22 protein-coding genes are annotated in these 21,727 nt (G+C 51.4%); 10 read left to right on the plus strand and 12 right to left on the minus strand.

Annotated elements, in window-relative coordinates; all coding sequences use genetic code 11:
- Positions 1 to 113: 113 nt before the first annotated feature.
- Positions 114 to 2,462: a helicase-related protein gene (locus LGV68_RS05020; protein ID WP_252536355.1), complete on the minus strand. Its 2,349-nt coding sequence runs from the start codon at positions 2,460 to 2,462 to the stop codon at positions 114 to 116.
- A 203-nt stretch (positions 2,463 to 2,665) separates the two neighbouring features.
- On the opposite strand from LGV68_RS05020, the gene LGV68_RS05025 reads away from it, so the two are divergent.
- The gene (locus LGV68_RS05025) at positions 2,666 to 4,354 is read left to right on the plus strand and encodes an NAD-dependent malic enzyme (protein WP_020327646.1); all 1,689 of its coding nucleotides are present in this window, start codon (positions 2,666 to 2,668) and stop codon (positions 4,352 to 4,354) included.
- Between the two features lie 94 nt (positions 4,355 to 4,448).
- On the opposite strand, the gene LGV68_RS05030 is transcribed toward LGV68_RS05025, so the two are convergent.
- From LGV68_RS05030 to LGV68_RS05040, 3 genes are all read right to left on the minus strand, one after another.
- Positions 4,449 to 4,889, minus strand: a complete 441-nt coding sequence (locus LGV68_RS05030; protein WP_024374186.1) for a hypothetical protein — start codon at positions 4,887 to 4,889, stop codon at positions 4,449 to 4,451.
- Between the two features lie 143 nt (positions 4,890 to 5,032).
- Complete coding sequence (locus LGV68_RS05035; protein WP_020327647.1) at positions 5,033 to 5,851, minus strand: hypothetical protein; 819 nt, start codon at positions 5,849 to 5,851, stop codon at positions 5,033 to 5,035.
- A gap of 470 nt (positions 5,852 to 6,321) precedes the next feature.
- Positions 6,322 to 6,807 (minus strand): DUF4865 family protein, encoded by a 486-nt coding sequence (locus tag LGV68_RS05040; protein ID WP_222725414.1) that lies wholly within the window; start codon positions 6,805 to 6,807, stop codon positions 6,322 to 6,324.
- A 104-nt stretch (positions 6,808 to 6,911) separates the two neighbouring features.
- Here LGV68_RS05040 and LGV68_RS05045 point away from each other — a divergent pair, with 104 nt between their 5' ends.
- The 4 genes from LGV68_RS05045 (at position 6,912) to LGV68_RS05060 (ending at position 9,348) form a co-directional block, all read left to right on the plus strand.
- Positions 6,912 to 7,781, plus strand: a complete 870-nt coding sequence (locus LGV68_RS05045) for a LysR substrate-binding domain-containing protein (protein WP_038127172.1) — start codon at positions 6,912 to 6,914, stop codon at positions 7,779 to 7,781.
- 157 nt (positions 7,782 to 7,938) lie between these two features.
- Entirely contained in the window at positions 7,939 to 8,241 is a 303-nt protein-coding gene (locus tag LGV68_RS05050) for an antibiotic biosynthesis monooxygenase (RefSeq protein ID WP_222724249.1), read from the plus strand.
- A gap of 16 nt (positions 8,242 to 8,257) precedes the next feature.
- Positions 8,258 to 8,641 carry a hypothetical protein gene (locus tag LGV68_RS05055; RefSeq protein WP_020327651.1) on the plus strand — a complete coding sequence of 128 codons (384 nt, stop codon included), beginning with the start codon at positions 8,258 to 8,260 and terminating at the stop codon, positions 8,639 to 8,641.
- Positions 8,642 to 8,700: 59 nt separating this feature from the next.
- A complete protein-coding gene (locus tag LGV68_RS05060; protein ID WP_222749768.1) occupies positions 8,701 to 9,348 on the plus strand; it encodes a helix-turn-helix domain-containing protein in 648 nt (215 codons plus the stop codon).
- 56 nt (positions 9,349 to 9,404) lie between these two features.
- On the opposite strand, the gene LGV68_RS05065 is transcribed toward LGV68_RS05060, so the two are convergent.
- Positions 9,405 to 10,151 carry an NUDIX domain-containing protein gene (locus LGV68_RS05065; protein WP_222749667.1) on the minus strand — a complete coding sequence of 249 codons (747 nt, stop codon included), beginning with the start codon at positions 10,149 to 10,151 and terminating at the stop codon, positions 9,405 to 9,407.
- 123 nt (positions 10,152 to 10,274) lie between these two features.
- The gene (locus LGV68_RS05070) at positions 10,275 to 11,477 is read right to left on the minus strand and encodes an MFS transporter (RefSeq protein WP_154184531.1); all 1,203 of its coding nucleotides are present in this window, start codon (positions 11,475 to 11,477) and stop codon (positions 10,275 to 10,277) included.
- Positions 11,478 to 11,591: 114 nt separating this feature from the next.
- On the opposite strand from LGV68_RS05070, the gene soxR reads away from it, so the two are divergent.
- The 5 genes from soxR to LGV68_RS05095 all read left to right on the plus strand — a co-directional run bounded on the left by soxR (position 11,592) and on the right by LGV68_RS05095 (position 15,189).
- Positions 11,592 to 12,032 carry a redox-sensitive transcriptional activator SoxR gene (gene soxR / locus LGV68_RS05075; protein WP_020327655.1) on the plus strand — a complete coding sequence of 147 codons (441 nt, stop codon included), beginning with the start codon at positions 11,592 to 11,594 and terminating at the stop codon, positions 12,030 to 12,032.
- Positions 12,033 to 12,266: 234 nt separating this feature from the next.
- The gene (locus LGV68_RS05080; protein ID WP_038126994.1) at positions 12,267 to 12,590 is read left to right on the plus strand and encodes a DUF3392 domain-containing protein; all 324 of its coding nucleotides are present in this window, start codon (positions 12,267 to 12,269) and stop codon (positions 12,588 to 12,590) included.
- Positions 12,563 to 13,369: an ElyC/SanA/YdcF family protein gene (locus LGV68_RS05085; RefSeq protein ID WP_024374176.1), complete on the plus strand. Its 807-nt coding sequence runs from the start codon at positions 12,563 to 12,565 to the stop codon at positions 13,367 to 13,369. The genes LGV68_RS05080 and LGV68_RS05085 overlap by 28 nt, the downstream gene beginning before the upstream one ends.
- Positions 13,370 to 13,462: 93 nt before the next feature.
- On the plus strand, positions 13,463 to 14,290 hold the full coding sequence (locus tag LGV68_RS05090; protein ID WP_024374175.1) for a DUF2797 domain-containing protein: 828 nt from the start codon (positions 13,463 to 13,465) through the stop codon (positions 14,288 to 14,290).
- 131 nt (positions 14,291 to 14,421) lie between these two features.
- A complete protein-coding gene (locus LGV68_RS05095; RefSeq protein WP_222737827.1) occupies positions 14,422 to 15,189 on the plus strand; it encodes an IclR family transcriptional regulator in 768 nt (255 codons plus the stop codon).
- A gap of 10 nt (positions 15,190 to 15,199) precedes the next feature.
- Here LGV68_RS05095 and LGV68_RS05100 read toward each other — a convergent pair whose 3' ends face one another.
- The 6 genes from LGV68_RS05100 to LGV68_RS05125 form a co-directional block, all read right to left on the minus strand.
- Positions 15,200 to 15,952, minus strand: a complete 753-nt coding sequence (locus LGV68_RS05100) for an IclR family transcriptional regulator (RefSeq protein ID WP_222749664.1) — start codon at positions 15,950 to 15,952, stop codon at positions 15,200 to 15,202.
- Positions 15,953 to 16,128: 176 nt separating this feature from the next.
- Positions 16,129 to 17,625 (minus strand): CoA-acylating methylmalonate-semialdehyde dehydrogenase, encoded by a 1,497-nt coding sequence (locus LGV68_RS05105; RefSeq protein WP_222737825.1) that lies wholly within the window; start codon positions 17,623 to 17,625, stop codon positions 16,129 to 16,131.
- Positions 17,622 to 18,788 carry an iron-containing alcohol dehydrogenase gene (locus tag LGV68_RS05110; protein ID WP_208592442.1) on the minus strand — a complete coding sequence of 389 codons (1,167 nt, stop codon included), beginning with the start codon at positions 18,786 to 18,788 and terminating at the stop codon, positions 17,622 to 17,624. The genes LGV68_RS05105 and LGV68_RS05110 overlap by 4 nt, the downstream gene beginning before the upstream one ends.
- Positions 18,789 to 18,995: 207 nt before the next feature.
- A complete protein-coding gene (locus LGV68_RS05115) occupies positions 18,996 to 20,222 on the minus strand; it encodes a cysteine desulfurase-like protein (RefSeq protein WP_024374170.1) in 1,227 nt (408 codons plus the stop codon).
- Entirely contained in the window at positions 20,206 to 20,862 is a 657-nt protein-coding gene (locus tag LGV68_RS05120; protein WP_233921819.1) for a 2OG-Fe dioxygenase family protein, read from the minus strand. The genes LGV68_RS05115 and LGV68_RS05120 overlap by 17 nt, the downstream gene beginning before the upstream one ends.
- 454 nt (positions 20,863 to 21,316) lie before the next feature.
- The gene (locus tag LGV68_RS05125) at positions 21,317 to 21,715 is read right to left on the minus strand and encodes an ACT domain-containing protein (RefSeq protein WP_222763461.1); all 399 of its coding nucleotides are present in this window, start codon (positions 21,713 to 21,715) and stop codon (positions 21,317 to 21,319) included.
- Positions 21,716 to 21,727: the final 12 nt, after the last annotated feature.

The following is a 21,727-nucleotide window of genomic DNA, read 5'->3' on the forward strand; positions in this document are numbered from 1 at the left end:
TAAAAATCAATCTGGTAACAAAAATTGATCAAAGACAACAAAATAGGTGTGTGGTTGATTAATATTTCGGGCTACAAACAATTTATTCAACAATTATTCACGCCCGAACATCATTACTGAATATCAATCACCCGGCTCGCCTTCCTGAACTGGACCTTGTATCCGCTCCAGCGCGGGAGCTCCCAGCGTTTAGGGACCGTTTTGCGCAGGCCACTTTTGTACACCACCTGCACCAATTTACGTTTGACGAAATATTCAACCGTGAGCTGTAAATCACCCAGACTAAGTTCAAACGGATAGGCCTCAGCAAAATCGCTCAGTTCCCAATAAGGGATTCCCGCGAACGGTATATCATCAGCGTCAAACATCGCCAGATCTTCCGGCGACTCTACCCCTAGCGCCTGAAGTTGCTGTTCAAACCAGCTTTCGAAGGTGATCTCGCCATGTTGTTGCGCATTAGCATCCAACCCCAGCTCGACGTAAAGTTTCCACCACTCGATTTCATAATGGCGTCGCTCAGCAAAACCGGGCAGACACTCGTTTGCTTTCACGGCTTCCACCAAAGGTTTGAGCGCCAATTCACCGCTCGCCTGCACCGTTTTGCTCGCGACCACGCGGCCAGCATAGTGAAGATTGAGAACGGTGCTCAGTACGCCATCTTGCTGCACCGTTTCGCCCTGCTGCCACTGCCCCAATTCCAGCGTTTCAATCAGTGACAGCGGTACCGGCATCATGACCGTTGCCAGCGTCAATGTCTGCTTGACGCCTTTGCCCGGCAAACTGTGTTGATCCAACACCAGCGCAGCTTCAGAACGCACCGGGAAACGACTGTTGCGCCCCGTCAGCACTTCCATTCGCCCGTTGCCGAGCGCTTCTCGACGCCGTTCGCGGCGTACAAACAGCAGCTCAGGATGCAAACGGCCGACCGCTTCTGCCAAAGCTGCATGCTGATAGCGCGAAGCCACCTCCAGCTCAGGCAACTCATAGATATCACGCATCTGCTCGGATAAACCGCGCGCTTCCCGCAGCGCTTCTTCATCGGTTGTAACAGCGGAAAAAGCCTGGCCACGAACAAGCTGAATCAACAATTGTGCGTCACAGCCCAGCGGCTCTTCCTGCTGCAATTTTTCCAGCAGCTCGTCGTTTGAAGAGAGTGAATAGAGACTCGCCGGCACGGCCAATGCCGCCGTGAGATCAATCATGGCTTCTTTCAGCGCTTTCGGTTCGATACGGGCCACCAAATCGGCGTAGAGCGCATCAACCGGCAAGGGTGCAATGCGGCGGCCGTGCTCGGTAATCGCCAAATGATCATCCAGCGCACCAATACCCTTGAGCATCTCCGCAGCTTGAGTCAGCGTCTTTTCCGGCAAAGTCTCAAGGAACGTCAGCGATTGCAGCGGCGAACCACAGCTGCCAGCGGCCAGCATCGGCTCAGTCAGATCTTCACGTTGCAATTGCGGCGGCGTGACGGCATCCAGCGCGGCGTGTTGGCCATATAAACGCACGGCTACGCCGTGCATCACGCGACCAGCCCGACCTGCACGCTGCTTGGCACTCGCTTTGGAAATGTGTTTTAAGACAAGCGCCGTGCGGCCATTGCGCTGTTCGTTGCGGCGCTCTAAGCCGCTGTCGATCACCCAAGCAATATTGGGAATGGTGAGCGAGGTCTCCGCCACATTGGTCGCCAGCACCACTTTTTGCTGGCGCTGCGGATTCAAAGCTAACGAGCGCTCATGTTCACTGACTGAAGCATGCAGCGGCACCACCAGCAGTGAGTCGATCCCGCTGAGCATCTGTTGACACTGCTGAATCTCTTTGCGCCCGGGCAGAAAGACCAAAATATCGCCCTCGGTAGCTGACATCGCTTCTGTCACTTCGGCTTTTACCCGCTCGGCAAGATAACGCCCATCGGGTAACTGCCGACTGTCAGACGCACGGTATTCAATACTGACGTCATAAATGCGCCCACTCGCTTGCAGCCGCTGAGCTTGTAAATATGCCGCGAGACGGTCCCCTTCCAGTGTTGCAGAGGTCACGACTAAACGATGACTCTGACGCTCTTTCAGCAGTGCCACCAGCAAATCGCTATCCCAGCGACGCTCGTGAAACTCATCGACCATGATGACATCAAACTGCTTAAGTCCATCTTCTGCAAACCAGCGCAGCGCGACACCCGGGGTGACAAACACCACTTGCGACTGCTCCGAATAACGGTTTTCGAGTTTGATGGCGTAACCAATGTGCTGGCCGATCGCTTCATCGCGCTGCTGAGCGAGAAATTCAGCCAGAGAAGTACAGGCAATTCGGCGCGGTTCGATGACCAAAACCCGCCCTTGCTGCGCGGCCCAAAGTGGCAGGCAAGTCGACTTGCCGGAACCGGTTTCCGCTTCGACAATCACATGATCTTGTTGCAAAGCCTGCAAAAAGGTCTCTTTTAGGGGCTGAATAGGAAGTAACTGCATATTTTATAAAAGAAAATTCTATGGATGATTTCGATAAATAGTAAGCCGTTTGGGTATTGATTTGGCCAATTTTAACTAGGTTTAGGAAATGTTACTGACTTTAGGCAGAATAATCTCCTGAAGGTTACGGGTTGTCTATTTACAACCTAGCAGATAAGCCGTTATCATTTTTGCGTTTCCCGTCCACCCTACAAAGGCCGAAAATGAATAACGACAAACGTCCGCTTTATATTCCCTACGCTGGTCCAGCTCTGCTCAGTACCCCTCTTCTTAACAAAGGCAGTGCATTCTCCGCTGAAGAGCGTGCATCATTCAACCTGGAAGGTTTGTTACCAGAAGCCACGGAAACAATACAGGAACAAGTAGTTCGTGCCTACCAACAATATCGCAGCTTTGAAAGCGATATGGACAAGCACATTTACCTGCGCAACATGCAAGACACCAACGAGACACTGTTCTACCGTCTGGTGCAAAACCATATTTCTGAGATGATGCCAATCATCTACACGCCGACCGTTGGTGCGGCGTGTGAAAACTTCTCTAACATTTACCGCCGTGGTCGCGGTCTGTTCATCTCGTACGCGAACCGCGATCGCATCGACGATCTGCTGAACAACGCAGCGAACCACAACGTCAAAGTTATCGTCATCACCGACGGCGAACGTATTCTTGGTCTGGGTGACCAGGGCATCGGCGGCATGGGTATTCCAATCGGTAAACTGTCACTGTACACCGCGTGTGGCGGTATCAGCCCGGCTTATACTCTGCCTATCGTGCTGGATGTCGGTACCAACAACCCACAACGTCTGGCGGACCCAATGTACATGGGCTGGCGTCATCCACGTATTACCGGCGTTGAGTACGATGCGTTTGTTGAAGAAGTGATTCAGGCGATTCAACGCCGCTGGCCAGAAGCACTGGTGCAGTTCGAAGACTTCGCACAGAAAAACGCGATGCCACTTCTTGAGCGTTACAAAAACCGTATCTGTTGTTTCAACGATGACATCCAAGGCACTGCAGCGGTTACCGTGGGTTCTCTGCTGGCCGCGTGTAAAGCGGCAGGCAGCAAACTGTCTGAACAACGCATCACCTTCCTGGGCGCAGGCTCTGCGGGTTGTGGTATCGCCGAAGCGATCATCGCGCAAATGGTCTCGGAAGGTATTTCCGACGAACAGGCACGCTCTCAGGTTTACATGGTAGACCGCTGGGGTCTGCTGGAAGAAGGCATGCCAAACCTGCTGGACTTCCAACAACGTTTGGTTCAGAAAAAAGCCAACACCAAAGAGTGGACAACCGAAGGCAATGGTTACTCGCTGCATGACGTAGTTCGTCAGGCGAAACCAACCGTCCTGATCGGTGTATCTGGTGCACCGGGTCTGTTCAGTGAAGAAGTGATCAAAGAGATGCACCTGCACTGCCCTCGCCCAATCGTGTTCCCGCTGTCGAACCCAACCAGCCGTGTGGAAGCAACGCCAAGCGACATCATTCGTTGGACCAACGGTGAAGCACTGGTTGCAACAGGCAGCCCGTTCGATCCAGTGATCAACGAAGGCAAGACTTACCCAATCGCACAATGTAACAACAGCTACATCTTCCCGGGTATTGGCCTGGGCGTTCTGGCCGTTGGCGCAAAACGCGTGACTGACGATATGCTGATGGAATCAAGCCGTGCGCTGGCTGAATGTTCTCCGCTGGCGATCAACGGCCACGGCCCACTGCTGCCGCCATTGGAATCGATTCACTCGGTGTCGAAGAAAATTGCCTTTGCTGTGGCGAAGAAAGCCATTGAACAAGGCGTTGCTCTGGAGATCACCGATGAGGCACTGGAAGTGGCGATTGAACAGCACTTCTGGCAACCGGTATACCGTCGCTACAAACGCACTTCTTTCTAAGAGATTGAATTGATAAAGCCCCTGTAAAGGGGCTTTTTTGTTTTTTGGCGGGAGGAAAGACGCCACCATGTTTATCTGCTAACCCTTGGCTCGTTTACTTCATCCAATAGTTCAATACCACGACGCAAGTGTCATCCGCCGCGACGGTCATCTCCAGACTAGGCTGGTTATTTTCACTCGTACAAATAGGAAGGATATAGACGGCAGAATTTTTGGCTGGATATTGCGATTGGCCATCTTTCACTACGTGCCCGCCAAGGGCGTTGTGTGGGCACATTGCGCCAGTCGCACTAAGTTTACCGGGGTCTGTTCCACATTTATCTCGATATATCGCGATCCAAGAGCTGTGATCTATTTTCGGATCATCCGTTGACCCTATGACATTCCAGAATTTTTGCCCGCTGTTCCAAACGGTCGTATTTTTAAACGTTGACTTTGGCACTATGGAATTAGGGGATTCACTTGTTGCTGATGAGCTACATCCACTAATTATAAAAAAGCTGACGAACAACATAATGAGCGTTTTCATTGTCATATCTAGCCTCCTATCAGATTCCGGGGTTCATAGTTCAGAGAGTTCTTCATTTACATATAAGGTAGTGAATATCCTGAACATAAACATAAGCCCGCAGTTGCGGGCTTGGTTATTACGTCAGTACAACAACGTTTCTCTCAGCGTTATCTTTCTTCCAGACAAAGCGCTTTAACCGTACTGCCCGCTTTCGCTGGCGTCGTCATATCATTGATCCAATCGTCAACCGTCACTTTGTATTGTTGAGCGAAGGCTTCTTTCACGGTCTCCCAGTTCGCCGGAGACAACGAATACATCGCTTGAGAAAGTTCGTATTCAGAATGGAATGTAATAATACCTTTCTTTTCAGTCGCTGAAATTTGGAAAGTGCTGCTGTACAAACTGAACTGCACGTTGCCCGAAGAATCAACCTGCAGTAGGTTCTGAGCAAAGTTAGAGAGTTTCTCAGTTTGATTTGCATAAGATAAAGCCGCCGACACCAGCCCCTGAACGGACGTGACGATCTGGTCTTTATCGCCTTTCTCGATCCCCCAAAAGCCGTCGACAAAGGAGTTGATCAGTACATCGGCATTTCTGCTCTGCTGTTTGATCTGAGTGGTTGTCGCCCAGTCCAATGTGACAAAAGGCATTGAGCTGATATATTGCGTGAACTGGATAAAGTGCGCCTTATCACCATTTCCTTCTGGATCTAGTGGGTTATATCCAGCTTTAGTTCGGCACATGTTTACAGCGGTCTGCATACCATCAAACACGCTTTGTGGAGCGGTACCCGGTGTAGAAGCCTTAGCTGCCTGCGCTTTATAGTCGCCAACAGCAGCGGCTCGGGACGGGTTTTCTGTCAAGCTGTCGGTGTCTAACATCTTCAACAACGACTGGCTTGCAAAGACGGATTGCGGTAACAAAATCTTCTCTGCGCCAGTGATATGTCCCAGCCAAGCATTCGTTCTTTCTAGTAGATTACTCATTTATCTATTCCCTATATTTAGATGAATATCAGTACTACTTAAGTCAGAGAACCAATACCGCTGACTGCGTCTCCAACTGTTTTCATATAAAACTAGGTTTATATCAGATTTGTGATAAATCCATGACGCACGCCGTTTGGTCGAACAATTTCCAATTTAATTAGATATGCATCCAAGTTTATATTTGAAGGGTACATTTTTGCTCACGAACACAGTGAACCAGCACACAGATCACTGTGTTCAAGGCATGTTGATGTCTGCCGAGGCGATTGGAGAAGTAAGGACCGCCCGCGTTATTTCATCGCAGCCGTCAAAATCTCATAGGCGGCTTTTACACGTTCGGTGTTCGGATAACTCTTGTTAGCCAGAATGACCACGCCCGCTTTCTCACTCGGAATAAAAGGATGACTGATTCGTCGCCTAATTTACGGATTTCATTCATGTTACGCGTAAAATCTGTGTCAAATCATTCACTCCCCACGGGCCACATACCCCACTGCGTAAATATCACCTTGTATCGGGCTACCGTTATCAATCTGGCTGAGCCAAGTTACGCCAAGTGATTGCCAGGTCGTCACGTTGACGCCGCGAACGTCAGCGTCCTGCTGCGCTGTGTGTTCGATACAGGCAAACACCACGTTTTCATCGGGTGCGGTTGGGACTTCGTCAACAAACCAGACCTGCACTGCCGGGCGACCAAATTGCTCGCACAAGCCTTTAAATCCATCACTGTTTAAGAACGCGCGCATTGAGTCGTGATCGCGCCAAACGTAAAACGGCGCGTAACTGTTTACGTCATTGTGGTACGTCGTGGCATCTTTGCGCGAATAGAGATACGCCTTAAACAGCAAACCGGGATAACCATCCAACAGATGTCCTTTCTCGCGGATTCGGTTTTCAATGCTCTCCATTGGGTAATCTGCGGGTAAAACCATTTTGTATTGCATCGCGATCATTGTGTTGCCTCCATTTCGTCTTTGGAGTCAGCATAAGTTGATCTTTTGATACAAAAAATCAAAACTATTGGAACTAACCATTTTGATTTTCAGGATTATTAATAATGCGAACTCTGGATTTGGATGCACTGCGATGTTTTGTGTTGGGCATTGAACTCGGCAGTTTCGCGCTGGCCGCCGAGCGACTTAATCGCTCCCCTTCGGCCGCCAGTGCCCAATTGAAAAAGCTTGAGCAGCAATGTCATACGGCGTTAGTGACCAAATCAGGCCGCCATCTGCAACCAACCGAGGCAGGTGAAATGGTCCTGTCTTATGCCCGGCGGCTATTGCAGCTCAACGATGAGGCCTTGCAGCGGCTACAAGGCAATACACTGGAAGGCAAAGTCATTTTCGGTATGCAGGAGGATTTTAGTGAAGCGTTGCTACCCCAGGTGCTCGGCTCTTTTTCGCGCGCTCACCCGCAATTGCAGTTGCAATCGGTGGTCGGCCGCCATAAAGAGCTGCTTGAGGGGATTCATTCTGGCGACATTGATTTTTCCTTGGGTTGGGAAGGCCCTAAAGCCGCCCCTTACAGTGAACGTTTGGCAGAACTTCCCTTGCACTGGTTTGGTCCTGCCAACCCGCACTTGAGCAACACCATTCAAGCTACGCAGCCTCTCCCTTTGGTGATGTTGGATGGCGCCTGTGCGATTCGCCAGCAGGCCACCGAAGCGCTAGATGCTGCGGGTATTCCGTGGAAAATTAACTTTATCGGTCGCAGCCTGAGCAGCCTGTGGAAAGCGGTGGAAGCCGGACTTGGCGTCACCGTGCGCTCTGCCTTTGGCCAGCCCGACTGTGTGACAAAATTAACCGGGCTGCCCGCTTTAGGCAGCCTGACCGTTTGCCTGGATCGTAGTCAGAATCAACTGGATGAGGTACAACAGCAACTGTACAACGCGCTAAAACAACAGCTTCAACAGCATCTTGCCCAATAACCCTGCCGCGCACGGCGCTTAAGCCAGCTGTGCGCGCCGCCACTCACGCTGCGTGTTAAACGATCCTTCCTTCACATTTCGCTGCGCAGCGAAGTATCCGTTTTTCAACCGATTATGATGGGCTTCATCCATGAGTCACATGCCAAAAGGAAACATCATGATCGCGGTTCTATTTGAAGCTCACGCAGCGTCAGACAAAAAAGAGCGTTACTTCGAGCTGGCAGCCACCCTCAAACCGCTGCTCAGTGAGATTGAAGGCTTTATTTCCATTGAACGTTTTCAAAGTACCACTGACCCCGACAAATTTATCTCCTTGTCGTGGTGGGAAAACGAAGCGGCCATTCAGCACTGGAAGCACAACATTCACCACCAAATGGCGCAGGATGAAGGGAAACGCGACCTTTTCTCTTCCTACACAATCAACGTACTCACCTCGGTTCGCGAATACCGTTCCCTCTAAAAGCAAGGAAAAGCAGATGCAAAACATTCACGTTATTTTCACTCGTACTCCCGGCGAGCTCGCCCGTTTTGGCCAAGTGTTAGGCGCTAATGGTGTCGGACTGGAAGGAGGCGGCGTATTTACGATCGGTGACTGCGCACACGCCCACTTTCTGGTTGAGGACGGCGAGAAAGCTCAAGCGGTACTGATGGAACATGGCTTTGACGTCCAAAGTGTCACCCGGCCATTGATCCGCAAACTGAAACAAGAGCAGCCGGGCGAACTCGGCGCCATTGCCCAAGCGCTGGCGGCTGAAGGCATCAACATTCTCGTCCAATACAGTGATCACGCTAACCAATTGATACTGGTGACCGATAACGATACATTGGCGAAAGACGCGACGCGAAACTGGGCAATTTAAACGTGAGTACACACCATTCGTCTGCCGAGCAGAGTGCAGATTTCAATCAGGAAGTGGATATGGCAGCCTTGGCGGCTGCTCTGTCTGATGCTTCGCGCATGAAAATTCTCTGTGCGCTGATGGATGGACGCGCCTGGACGGCCACGGAACTGAGTGCGGTGGCCGATGTTTCCGCGTCCACCACCAGCGCTCACCTTTCACGCTTGCTTAACGCCAAGCTGGTGACGTGTTTATCACAAGGACGCCACCGCTACTTTCGTCTTTACAGTACCCATATCGCAGCGCTGCTGGAGCAGATGATGGGCATTACTTTTCAGGCCAATCACACGGTTCGCGCCACGGTGCCAAAAAACTTGCGAAAAGCCCGCACCTGCTACGACCATTTGGCCGGAGAAATGGCGGTCAAGCTCTACGACTCACTCATTGCACACGATTGGCTTACGCAAGATGGTTCTGGCCTGACACCACAAGGGAAAGAGAAGTTTTTGCAGTTGGGTATCGACATCAATGCCAGAACCAAGCGCAAAGCGTGTTGTCCGTGTCTGGACTGGAGTGAACGTCAATTCCATCTAGGTGGACAGGCTGGCGCCGCGCTGCTCCGCTTTTTTGAGCAGCAGCGTTGGATTGAACGTGTGATCGGTTATCGCGAAGTCACCATCACCGCCAAGGGTGACCACGCGCTGAAAACGCATTTTCATGTCGAATAATGATGAATGTTTACCGCACGGCGCGCCAATCATCGCAAGACAATCCCCCAACCGAATCAGTCGCGGCTTACCTTAGCAAAAAACGTTTCATGTTTTCGGTAAGGTCCGGTGTTGTTCTCGGGCTCAAACGCTTTCAAGCCGTCAGCGTCATGCAACGCATCCACCATTTGGCGATTAAAATGGGCATTGTTGTCATCACCTAAAAACGCTGGCACATCAAGCCACTTCGCCTCGGCAATTTCGTCGGTATCGTGAATGTTGATCGCTTCCGACAGCGCCGTGAGCTTACACACCAAGTACATGTTCGTCTTGCCGAACTGGAACGGATGACGCGTGGTGAACCCCAGAATGGAATCAAATTCAGTTTCAACGCCCGTCTCTTCCAATACCTCGCGAATGATGGCCGTTTCGATCTTCTCTCCCAACTCGATATGGCCGCCCGGCAATTTGTAGCCTTTCATGCCATGCTCTTTGATCACCAACAGTTGTCCGAGACTGTTTTTGACTATCGCGCCAGCACCCAACGTATGCGTGGGGATAAACGGAATAAACGTGGTCGACGGCGCTTTGTGAATAAGGGTGACTTCGTCCTCAAGGCAATTGTGAAACACAAACCCGAGTTCGGTGGCAATCGGCACCAAGTGTGATAAACCAATCGGCAGCGTCAGCCAAATGATGTTCTTTGCTTCAGCGTGGGCCAACGCCACAATGTCTGCCAGTTGTGCGTGAAATGTATCAACATCAGCCGGCATATCTTCCCGGCCGATAATGATGCCGTTGAACTTATCCAACTCGAACTTCAAGGTGATCTCCTAAGTGGTGCTTCATTAGGCCGTCTTAGCCACAAGACAACGAAGCAACCATCTTAACCACCTTTTCTCGCTCAGTGACAGAACAAATTCACCTTCTCTTTAGCGAACAAGATATTACGCTGCGGTGACCGCCAGATCCGGGGTTTTGTTTAAACGCATCATGGTCAAGACTGCCAACACCATGACCGCCGCGGCGAAGAAAAATCCCCACTGAGTCAGGCCATAGTGACTCAGCAACGCAATCGACACATAGCTGAGACTCTGCACCAAAGTTGCGAACATTTGCAGCCCACCGTCTGCGCGCCCACGTTGGTGGATACTGATGCTGTGATGCATCCAGTTAGTTCGAGCGATACGATTCAAGGCGTTAAACGTGCCAAAGAAGAAGGTAAACACCAGTAACCAGAGTGGCGTCGGCGAAACGCTCATGCCCACCAGCATGATGGCCGCCAGCCCCATGGCTCCGATCATCATATTGGGATGAGAACTCAGCCCCAGCAGACGGCTCACGAGCAGTCCGGTGACCAATGACCCCGTGCCAAAAGCGATGTTGTAGCCGGCAAACCAATCACCCGACACCCCCGTTTCGGAAAACCAAATCGGCACCAGCTTGGTCAAAAACGTCAGGATGGGATAGCTCAGCGCCGAGAGCATTAAAAACGCATAAAACTGGGGTCTTAATGTAAATATCTCCCGGCTCTCTTTCATCTGGTCAAGAAACGATACCGACGTCGAGTGGCGCAACTGGCGACGGTACGGCGTCATAAGATAGCTGACACACGCAATCGCCGAGGCGATGGCCGCAAAGCTGGAGAATTCAAACATGCCCCACATTTCCAGCAGCACCACACCGAGCGCGCCAGAACCCAGCGTCGTGCCCTGCATGATCACTTCCTGCTTGCCGGATATCGCCGCATATTCGTGTTGATGAAAATTCTCCTGCGTAAAGGCGTTGTTGGTCGCCCAAGCCAAATTACTGGAGGTCCAGAACAGCAATTGCGCCACCGCCAGCAACCAATTCGACTCATACCCGGCCCAATAAACCAAAGCCACCACCCCTGCGGTACTGGCCTGAAGCCATTGCACCAAGACCAATAAGCGTTTGCGCGAAAATCGGTCGATCAAGGTCGAGAAAAACGGCGTCAGCACAAAAGACACGGCGGTACATGCCAGCGCCACCATCGCCACAAACGCGCCCATATTGGGCGTCGACAGCATGGCCCACGGCAGGGCCATCATAAACAGCCCGGAAGAGATACCGTCAAAGAAGCGTCCGGTCAGATAGGAGCGCGTGCGGGTTTTATTATTCCATTCCATATTTGTATTCCATATCAAGCCAACTTGGTGTTACGGTAATACCTCAAGTTAACTTAAGGTAAAGCACTTTTTTATTGATGATCAGAAAAGAGTAGCTGAGCAGGAGTCCGGACGATGGAGATGACCGTCGGTGAAGTTGCCCAACGCGCAGGAGTGAAGGTATCCACCCTACACTTTTACGAACAGAAAGGATTGATTCATAGTTGGCGTAATGCTGGTAATCAGCGCCGTTACCATCGCAACGTGTTGCGTCGGATTGCGGTGATCAAAGCCGCGCAAATGGTCGGGCTCACCTTAGAAGAGGTGGCCGAATCGTTGGCGGATTTGCCCAAACATCAAGCGCCAAGCCGACAGGAATGGGAGCAGATGGCGTCAAACTGGAACGCCATGCTGGAGCATCGTATTGCGCAGCTCAAAGCACTGCAGAACGATCTCGGCGGCTGTATTGGCTGCGGCTGCTTGTCGATGGAGTCCTGCGCCATATACAACCCGCAAGATATTCGAGCGCAGACCTTTAGCGAAAAAACACGCCTGACGCATCCGGAAGAGTGGTGAAGTTGAACCATTGCGCTCTGCAATAGGGGGAGTCCCCCCCCCCCCTCAGAAAATTGGAGCTCACCCAAACGGTAACTCGCCTGCCGCGCACTGAACCTCATGAAGACTGAACCGCCTTAAAACATTGTTAATCCTTACAAGTTAAGAGCTTGATAGTTCACCGCAATATCCCTTATCATTTTTGCCACTGAAACGTTCACGCCTATGTAGGCGTTCTACTGATAGATCACGGATATGATGAGCTTTTTTGCCCCGGCGGGACATTACATCGCCCCTTATCTCAGCGAAATTTCTACCGCGCTGATCGCCTGTTTGCTGGTTATGCTGGGCGGAGAAATCAACGCACTGCTGCGTCGCGTGATGCGCAATCAACATTTCATTCTGCGCACCGTCGCTTTTATCTTGATTAACGCGTTTGGTTACGGATTAATCATAATTAAAGCAAGCCCTTACCTGACTCGGACACTCTCTCATTTAGAGCAAGGCATGATGTTTGGCATCATTTTCATCAGCTTTGTTGTGATTGGCCTATGGGCTCAAAGAAACCGTCAAATCTAAATCTCAGAGTGTTGTTCACTCGTCTGAAATCCCGGCTTCGACGTATGAGGCTGGGACTCTGGCTGCGCCGAATTTCGCTGACTCTGCTTGGCTGCGCCGTCGTCATTTATGGCATCGACCGCTGGGTGAGCTGGCAAACTCAAGACAGCATCATCAGCGACATTAATAACGTCCCCAAGTTTCAGGTTGCCGTGGTGCTGGGCACCAGTAAGTACCTCGGTCGCACACTGAATGACTACTATGTGCACCGCATCAATGCGGCCATTGAACTGTTCGAACAGGGCAAAGTGAATGGCTTTCTGCTCAGCGGCGACAATGCGCATCGCTCCTACAATGAGCCTTGGACGATGAAGCGCGATCTGTTGAAAGCGGGCGTTCCGGATGAGCATATTTATCTCGACTACGCCGGATTTCGCACTCTGGACTCGATTGTGCGCGCGAAACGCATTTTCGATACCGATAATTTTCTGATCATTACCCAGCGGTTCCATTGCGAGCGCGCGTTGTTTATCGCTAATCATCACGACATCAACGCCACGTGTCTTGCGGTGCCCGGGCCGACCAACCATTCCGGTTTTCAGGTCAGATTGCGCGAAGTGTTTGCACGCACGAAGGCATTTTTCGATCTGTATATCTTCGATACTCAGCCGAAATTCCTCGGCCCGAAAGAGCCCATTGTTCTCGATGACACGCAACTGGCTGAAATCGCCGATGATAGCGTGAGCGAGGCCGATGCTTTGCCACTGCCCGAATCTGCCGCTCCACCAGCGAACGAATAACCGACAAACAGCGCCTTCCATTCGGCTTGGCGCCCTTTCTGCTTTTCTTTTCTGATAGACTAGCGTCAAACACTAAAACTATAGAGTAATGTCATGTCGATAATCGCAACGGGCGTGCTGGATAAAATGCGCGCCAATCTAGACGGTACCGTCGCTTACCGACTGCCGGTGGGTGAGGCAGAGATCGATCTCAATCCGCTGATGGGCCACACCATCACCCTCAAACACACGGGCAATATCTACTGCTGCTCATGCGGTAAGAAAACCAAGAAAAGTTATTCGCAGGGTCACTGTTTTGTGTGCATGAAGAAACTCGCCAGCTGCGATATGTGCATCATGAAGCCGGAAACCTGCCACTTTGATCAGGGCACCTGCCGAGAACCAGATTGGGCAGAAACGCACTGTATGGTCGATCATTACGTGTATCTGTCTAACACATCGAGCCTGAAAGTGGGCATTACCCGCCACACACAAATCCCGACACGCTGGATTGATCAGGGCGCGACCCAAGGCCTGCCTATCTACAAAGTAAAGACTCGTCAGATCTCAGGATTGGTTGAAGTTGAGCTCGCCAAACACATTGCCGACAAGACCAACTGGCGTGAACTGCTGAAAGGTGATGGCGAACCCCTGTCACTGGAAGAACGAGCGGCAGAGCTTAAACCTCTGCTGGCCGACAAAATTGCAGAAATCAAACAGCAATTTGGTGAAGATGCGGTCGTTGAAGTCAGTGAGCAAACTACGCAGCTCGCCTATCCGGTTGATGTGCATCCGAAGAAAATCACCTCGCACAACTTTGATAAGAACCCGGAAGTCACGGGCGTTCTGCAAGGTATCAAAGGCCAGTATCTGATCTTAGATAGCGGCGTGATCAACATTCGCAAGTTCACCTCATACGAAGTGGAAGTCAGCGCAGACTGAGTGTTGCTGTTTTCACACAGGCCCGATATTTGGGCCTGTGTTTTATCACATCCAGCGCCTGCAACTCTGGCGCCACTCCTCAGAGCCGATATACTGGCTCTCAACATATCATCCTTCCGAAATGAGTGAGCATGGAAAGCAAAGCAAACGCTGTCAGCCGAATTGTTGAAATCATCGGTGAAAGCACCAAACGTGAGCAGCCTGTGGCCGTTTCAGAGCTGATTTATCACTCCGACATCGCCAAACCGACCTATCACCGCTTGGTTCAGCAACTGGATGAGGAAGGTTTTCTGACCACCGATCAGCGTGGCAATCTCTACCCTGGCGCAGCGCTGCGCAACATCGCGTTGAACCTTGCGAGCAACAATACCCAGCGAGCGCAGTTGCAAGCCATTTTGCATGGACTTTCGCGCCGAATTGACGAAACCTGTGGGATTGCGGTCCCCGATGGCGACGCGATGGTCTATCAGGAACGGATTGAAACCAACTGGCCGCTGCGCATTGTGCTGCCTGTTGGCATGAGAACGCCAGTCTGGGCCACAGCCAGTGGTAAACTGCTGCTCAGCACTCTGAATAAAGCGCAGCGCGATCGGCTGTTTGAGCGCACACCCATAGAACAGTTAGCAAAAAATACCCACCGCGATCGGGAATCTCTGGAGGCCGAATTGCGCCAAATCCGTAGCCAGCAAGTGAGCGTGGATAATGAAGAGTTCATTGATGGTTTGGTTGCCGTCGCGATTCCCCTGTTTTCACCACAGGGCAAGTTACTCGCTTCACTCTTCTGCCATTGCCCGAAAACCCGCAAACCTCTCCCAACGTTATTGAGCTATCTGCCGGATTTAGAACGTGCACGTGAACAGTTACTCAACCTTTATCAACTCAACGACGATAACAACTAGCTGTTCATTATCACTGCATCAATGCACCAATCTCTGCAGCGGCTCGGCGCAACTGAGGTAAATAGACTTCCAGTGCTTCGAGTGAATGACGCACTTGAGGACAGTGACAGAACAGATAACCGAACAGATGTTCGCCACAATGAATCGGCACCGACACCGCCACCATGCCATCAATAAATTCACCATTGTCTCGTCCGTAACCCAGTTGTGCGATCGCATCAAGTTCCTGCGCCAGCGCCGTTTTGTCGACCAAGGTTTGCTGAGTAAACACTTCCAGCGCCAGATTATCCATAATCACCCGGCGCGCGCTTTGCGGTAAGGTCGCCAGATAAAGCTTGCCTGATGCTGTGGCTGCCAGCGGAACCCTACTCCCTTCCGGCAGGTTAATCTGCAGTGGCCAGTTGGTTTGCACTTTTTCCAGATAGAGCATGTCGATACCGCTCGGGATAGAAATTCCGCAGGTTTCACCGATCTCATTCGCGAGGGCTTCCAGCACGCTCAGGCGCTGCCGGGCAAAAACGTCATTGCGCAATACCGCCAGCGCCACTTGTTGCAACTGAGGACCCGCCACCACCTTGCGCAGCAGATTTTCACTGATCATGCCGAGCTCATTCAATTGAGTGAGCAGTTTGCCTGTTGCCAATTCAGGCAAGCCCATCGCCGATGCCAACTGCTGGCGATCATACTTCCCATCATGCTGAGCAATAAACGCGAGTATTTGAAGCACACGCTCAATCGTTGAGCCTTTTTCTCTTCTGACCACACTGATCCTTTTCAATCTTGTTTTCATGCCGAGCCCAGAGTAACCACTTCGTACCGCGCGTTCAACGTAATGCCTGATAAGGCAAAGCGTTTTATTGCGAGTCTCACACACAAACGCTTCATCGCGTCTGTCACAAGGCTGCCTGCAAGCAGAACAGCAACACTGTGAAAGGAGGGTTATTTCATGGTTGGCATAACAAAATCCGCCGCCTGATGCTGATGTTTTGGCCAGCGAGTGGTGATGGTTTTCATTCGGGTGAAGAAACGGACGCCATCACTGCCGTGCATGTGCAGCGGTCCGAACAGAGAGCGTTTCCAACCGCCGAACGAGTGAAAGGCCATGGGAACCGGGATGGGTACGTTGACACCCACCATACCCACCTCAACCTGATCGCTGAAACGGCGCGCTGCTTCGCCGTCCGACGTAAAAATGGCGCAGCCGTTACCAAATTCATGAGCATTGATCAGCTCCAGCGCGTCGTTAAGAGAAGAGACACGCATCATCGACAGCACGGGTCCGAAGATTTCCTCGCGGTAAATGGTCATCTCTGGCGTCACATGATCAAACAGCGTTCCACCGACGTAGAAGCCCTCCTCATAACCGGGTACCTGATAATGACGGCCATCCACCAACAGCGTTGCACCTTCACTCTCTCCCCGGTCGATATACGCACTGACTTTTTGTTGATGCTCTTTGGTAATGAGCGGCCCCATTTCGCTTTCAACGTCCTGACCATACCCAGGCCCGACACGCAGTTGACTCAGTCGGGCACTCAATGCCTGGGCCAGACGATCGCCAACCTCATCGCCCACCGCGACCGCCACTGAAATAGCCATACAGCGTTCACCAGCAGCGCCAAACGCCGCCCCCATTAAGGCGTTAACCGCTTGTTCAATATCGGCATCTGGCATCACCACCATATGGTTTTTCGCGCCGCCCAGCGCTTGTACTCGCTTACCGAAAGCCGAACCTTTGGCATAGATATACTCCGCAATCGGTGTAGATCCGACAAAGCTCACCGCTTTCACCCGCGGGTCAGTCAGCAGTGTATCCACCGCTTCTTTATCCCCTTGCACCACGTTAAATACACCGGGCGGTAATCCTGCTTGTTGCAGCAGTTCGGCCAGTTTCAGCGCCGCAGAAGGATTTTTCTCTGACGGTTTGAGAATGAAGGTGTTACCCGTTGCCAATGCGATCGGGAACATCCACATCGGTACCATGGCCGGGAAATTAAACGGCGTGATCCCGACGCACACGCCAAGCGGCATCATCATCGAATGCGAATCGACCTCACTACCGACGTTACGACTGTGCTCCCCTTTTTGCAGATGTGGAATACCGCAAGCAAACTCCACCACTTCAAGCCCGCGAGTCAGTTCGCCCAACGCATCGCTGTGCACTTTGCCATGCTCACGACTGATGAGGCTGGCCAATGCATCCATATTCTGCTCTAACAGTGCCTTAAAGCGAAACAGGATCCGCGCGCGATTCAGCGGCGTTGTCTGCGCCCAGGATGGCCAGGCTGCTTCGGCTACCGCGATCGCCTGCTCTGTATCATGAACACTGGATAAACCGACTTCGCCGATGATCTTACCGTTAGCCGGATCGCTAACCTTGGCTGAACGGCCGGACGTCGCCACTGAATGTTCGTTGTTAATGAAATTTCCAATCATTGTTCGCTCCATACTGTTTTATAAAGGTCGATCACTTCTTCCTTGCTTGGGACTCTTGGGTTGTTGCCCGGCGAACCCGACGCCAGAGCCTGCTCGGCCATGATGTCGAGCACACTGAAATAGTGGGATTTTTCAACGCCGAATTCGGCTAAGGTCGGCACATTAAGGTCGGCATTAAGCTGTTTCAGTTCGGCCAGTAAGCATTGCACGGCTTGCTCATCGCTGGTTTTAATATCCGCCAGGCCCATCGCACGGGCACACGCTGCATAGCGCTCTGGGCTCGCGGCCACGGAATACTCTGTAATTGCTGGCAGAAGCATCGCATTGCTCATGCCGTGCGGAACATGAAAGTGCGCGCCAATCGGGCGACTCATGCCGTGAACCAGAGCCACAGAAGCATTGGAAAAGGCCATGCCTGCCAATGTGGCACCGAGCATCAATTGCTCTTTGGCGCCGATGTTGTCCGGCCGCGTGACGGCTGTGCGCAGATTAGGCGCGATAAGGCGCATCGCCGCGAGCGCCTGCTGGTCGGTAAAACCGCTCGCTTTTACGCTAACGTAAGCTTCAATCGCATGCGTCAGCGCATCAATGCCAGTATCGGCAGCAATGCGTGCCGGAACGGAAAGCGTCAGCTCAAAGTCGATGATTGCCGCACGAGCTATCAACCCCGGCCCCATGCAGAGCATTTTCTCGTCACTGTTTTGATCGGTAATGATAGTTACGCGCGTGACTTCAGAGCCCGTGCCCGCCGTGGTCGGTATAGCAATCACTGGCAAAATGGCTTGGTTAACCACGTAAGGCACTTTGTAGTCACGCATGCGTCCGCCATGTTTGGCCAGTAGTCCAATCGCCTTGGCGCTGTCGATGGCGCTGCCACCACCAAGCGCAATCAAGCTGTCAAACTGTCCGCTGAGAACCTGATCAACAGCCGGCAGAATCGACGCTTCCGTTGGCTCTGGCTCAGTATCAAGAAATACGCCGCACTGAATGCCCTGACTACTTAGCAGGGTTTCAACCCTTGGCACATAACCTAATTGCGCCATCACCCGGTCAGTGATGATAAGCGGCTTTTGGCAACCAATAAGTGTGAGTAATTCCGCCACTTTATTCAGCGCTCCGGCACCCACTTCCATCAATCCCGGCATAACGATTCGTTGTGTCATTCCTTTAACCTTCTCATTTGTGTTCTTGATTAAAAATTAGAACATAATGAGACAAAATAAATCATTATAATTAAATAATGCGATCTCAAGCAGAATTGGCGCGCGATAGCAGAAGTGACGTTGGCAAGGCGGAAGAGATAACGGCAAGAGGTAAAAACGCACAAGGCCCGCATAAAGCGAGCCTTGTATTCAACATCTGAGGAAACGTTATAAGCGCTGCAAAGCGTCAAACAGAGAATCGATTTCCTCGGTGGTGTTGTAGTGCATACAGCCGATACGCACTACGCCGCCTTTGTCTTCCAAATCCAGTTGGCGAACCAACCCCAAGGCATAGAAGTGACCATTCCATACGCAGATGTTCTGCTCGCCCAGTGCTCTGGCGACCAATTCGGGATGGAAGTCATCCAAACGAATGGCAAACGTCGGCGTGCGATTTTCGCTCTGATAATCGTCACGGCCATAGAGTGTGGCGCCTTTTAACTCCGCCAGTCTGGCAAGGAAATGCTTGCTCAGCGTCTGCTCGTGTTCGTTGAACTGGGCAAAGCTCTGCTCAAGACGTTCGCGCAGACTCAGCCCCGCCTCTCCCCACTGCGCCAGATAGTCAATAGCCGCAATGACGCCGGCCAGCCCTTCGAAACTCTGTGTGCCGGTTTCAAAACGGCCCGGGCCAATATTGGTCGCCGGTTCGACTTTATAAGGCTTGAGGGCATGCAGCCATTGCGACGAAACGTACGCAATCCCCACATGTGGGCCAAAGAATTTGTACGCCGAACAAGCGAGGAAATCACACCCCAATTCCTGCACATCAATGAGATGATGTGGCGCGTAATGCACCGCATCCACGTAAACCATCGCACCCGCTTGATGCGCCGCTTCGACGATGCGCTTCACATTGACGATAGAGCCTGTGGTGTTGGAGGCGTAAGTGAGCGCCACCAGCTTAGTGTTCGGATTGATGAGCGAAATCAAATGATCTTCATCCAGCGTGCAGTCTACAGGATTGATGCGCGCCTGATGCACAATCGCCCCTTTGTCTTCGGCAGCTTGCTGCCAGCTGGATACATTTGAATAGTGGTCGAGCGCTGTGACAATCACTTCATCGCCCACCTGCCAATCTCGGCTTATTGCGCGGCTGAGCGAAAACGTCAGCGATGTCATGTTCGCACCGAAGATAATGTTGCCGGAAGATTCTGCATTCAGCAGTGCCTGAGCATGTTCGCGCGCCTGCTGCATCAAATCCGTGGTGATCTGACTGGAAAAATAGTGTCCGCCGAGATTGGAGTTGTAATGGCCCAAATAGGCGGTCATTTTCTCCAGCACCGATTGGGGCACTTGCGATCCACCCGGGCCATCGAGGAACACCACAGGTTTGTCGTTAATACGTTGATTGAGCGCGGAAAACTGAACGCGCGCTTGATCAGGAGTGAAGCTCATGATTACTGCCTTTTGCTGTCAGGACAAACAGATCCATATAACCTTGTTCATTGCCGCTCAATGAGCGAATCGGACGGGCGTTATGCCACAACTTGTTGTCCGCCAGCATCGCAACTTCACCATTGCCCAGCACTTTGCGGAAAAACGGGTCGTCGTGACAATCCTGATACAGCAGAATTTCGCCGCCTTCGATATTGTGACGACCAATACCCACGATGGCGATGTGATCGAAACCATCCTGATGCACCCCTTCCGGAGCGACTTGTGTTTCATCGAACACGGTAGCGATGCGAATCTGATGAATCTCGATTTCCTGACCATTTGGCAGGCGGTTGGTTTCTACGAATAGCTTGCACATTTCGCACATACCATCGCTTTGCAGCGTCGATTTTAAAATCGGCTCGAACTGACGGACGATGTTGCCCTGAAAATGGTTGAAGTGATCGGTTTGCATAAATTCGTTTTTGCCCGTTTCCAGCACAATCCCATCCTGGAATTGAACCACCGAATAACGGCGCAAACGATACTGGCCATCCGCGTGTTCAGTATGCGGCAGATCGACAAACGACGGCGCAAGCTGGTTGATCGCCTGATGACTCAGTTGAGTGATATGTAGGGTATTTTGGTGCGAGTGTAACATCATCGACTCCTTAATGAAGACACATTAATTATCAGTTTTGTTAACAAATAATTTACACACAGAATACGCAATTATTTTGTCAGATCAATTTTTCACCACAAATAAATCCAACATAATTAAATAAATAACATATAAAACCAAAAAATATCAAATAACCAGAACTAACGACCAGTTTTAACATTACAGACTTCAAAAAATTGAACGGTTTCACTAAAAAATAATTTTACCATTTAATATCAATAATTTAGTTATAAATACAACTGAACTCAGCACAAGAAAACCAGACCAAACCTTCGTCAAGCCTGACAGTGAATCATGCTATTTATGTCACAAGTATCCGCTATCTTCGGAGATAATCGTCGGTTCGGATTGCAGATAAACAAAACCCGGCAAGATAGCCGGGCGAGATGAGGAGAAGAGAGACTGCCGGACGGCGTTTCATGGTTGCTGATCATTACTCATTGGATAAAGCCTTCAGCGCGTTGAGCGCATCATTGGCGCGCTGAGTCGGGACAAAAATATGGTCGTGATAATAAGCGGCGATGACATTGGCACTGATCTCTTGCTGCGTCAGCGCGGCAGAGACGGCGGCCGTCAGACCAACCGCTTCAAGACTTGAATGGACATTCAGCGTGATCTGCTGAAAACTGCCATCAAATGCCAAGCCGTGGGTTTGCGCTGTGACTTTCGATAGTACCAATGTCAGCCCTTCCCGTTCGTGAAACATCGCCAGTGGCTTCAGCTCGAGATAATCTTGCAGGTCGCCGCTGACACTACAAAACACCACCTCTTCATCTTTCAGCTCCGGCTGCATACTTTGCAGTAAAACTTGTAACTCTGTAATGCCTACCATCGGATTTCCTCT

The organism is Vibrio sp. LQ2 (assembly GCF_023920125.1).
Taxonomy (GTDB): domain Bacteria; phylum Pseudomonadota; class Gammaproteobacteria; order Enterobacterales; family Vibrionaceae; genus Vibrio; species Vibrio fluvialis.

Excerpts from the sequence above, each read along its gene's own strand:
- LGV68_RS05090 (WP_024374175.1), top strand. The coding sequence starts at position 13,463 with ATGTCGATAATCGCAACGGGCGTGCTGGATAAAATGCGCGCCAATCTA.
- LGV68_RS05045 (WP_038127172.1), top strand. The coding sequence starts at position 6,912 with ATGCGAACTCTGGATTTGGATGCACTGCGATGTTTTGTGTTGGGCATT.
- LGV68_RS05060 (WP_222749768.1), top strand. The coding sequence starts at position 8,701 with ATGGCAGCCTTGGCGGCTGCTCTGTCTGATGCTTCGCGCATGAAAATT.
- LGV68_RS05125 (WP_222763461.1), bottom strand. The coding sequence starts at position 21,715 with ATGGTAGGCATTACAGAGTTACAAGTTTTACTGCAAAGTATGCAGCCG.
- soxR (WP_020327655.1), top strand. The coding sequence starts at position 11,592 with ATGGAGATGACCGTCGGTGAAGTTGCCCAACGCGCAGGAGTGAAGGTA.
- LGV68_RS05115 (WP_024374170.1), bottom strand. The coding sequence starts at position 20,222 with ATGAGCTTCACTCCTGATCAAGCGCGCGTTCAGTTTTCCGCGCTCAAT.
- LGV68_RS05020 (WP_252536355.1), bottom strand. The coding sequence starts at position 2,462 with ATGCAGTTACTTCCTATTCAGCCCCTAAAAGAGACCTTTTTGCAGGCT.
- LGV68_RS05110 (WP_208592442.1), bottom strand. The coding sequence starts at position 18,788 with ATGACACAACGAATCGTTATGCCGGGATTGATGGAAGTGGGTGCCGGA.
- LGV68_RS05085 (WP_024374176.1), top strand. The coding sequence starts at position 12,563 with ATGGGCTCAAAGAAACCGTCAAATCTAAATCTCAGAGTGTTGTTCACT.
- LGV68_RS05080 (WP_038126994.1), top strand. The coding sequence starts at position 12,267 with ATGATGAGCTTTTTTGCCCCGGCGGGACATTACATCGCCCCTTATCTC.
- LGV68_RS05070 (WP_154184531.1), bottom strand. The coding sequence starts at position 11,477 with ATGGAATGGAATAATAAAACCCGCACGCGCTCCTATCTGACCGGACGC.
- LGV68_RS05035 (WP_020327647.1), bottom strand. The coding sequence starts at position 5,851 with ATGAGTAATCTACTAGAAAGAACGAATGCTTGGCTGGGACATATCACT.
- LGV68_RS05095 (WP_222737827.1), top strand. The coding sequence starts at position 14,422 with ATGGAAAGCAAAGCAAACGCTGTCAGCCGAATTGTTGAAATCATCGGT.
- LGV68_RS05050 (WP_222724249.1), top strand. The coding sequence starts at position 7,939 with ATGATCGCGGTTCTATTTGAAGCTCACGCAGCGTCAGACAAAAAAGAG.
- LGV68_RS05030 (WP_024374186.1), bottom strand. The coding sequence starts at position 4,889 with ATGACAATGAAAACGCTCATTATGTTGTTCGTCAGCTTTTTTATAATT.
- LGV68_RS05120 (WP_233921819.1), bottom strand. The coding sequence starts at position 20,862 with ATGTTACACTCGCACCAAAATACCCTACATATCACTCAACTGAGTCAT.
- LGV68_RS05055 (WP_020327651.1), top strand. The coding sequence starts at position 8,258 with ATGCAAAACATTCACGTTATTTTCACTCGTACTCCCGGCGAGCTCGCC.
- LGV68_RS05105 (WP_222737825.1), bottom strand. The coding sequence starts at position 17,625 with ATGATTGGAAATTTCATTAACAACGAACATTCAGTGGCGACGTCCGGC.
- LGV68_RS05040 (WP_222725414.1), bottom strand. The coding sequence starts at position 6,807 with ATGATCGCGATGCAATACAAAATGGTTTTACCCGCAGATTACCCAATG.
- LGV68_RS05025 (WP_020327646.1), top strand. The coding sequence starts at position 2,666 with ATGAATAACGACAAACGTCCGCTTTATATTCCCTACGCTGGTCCAGCT.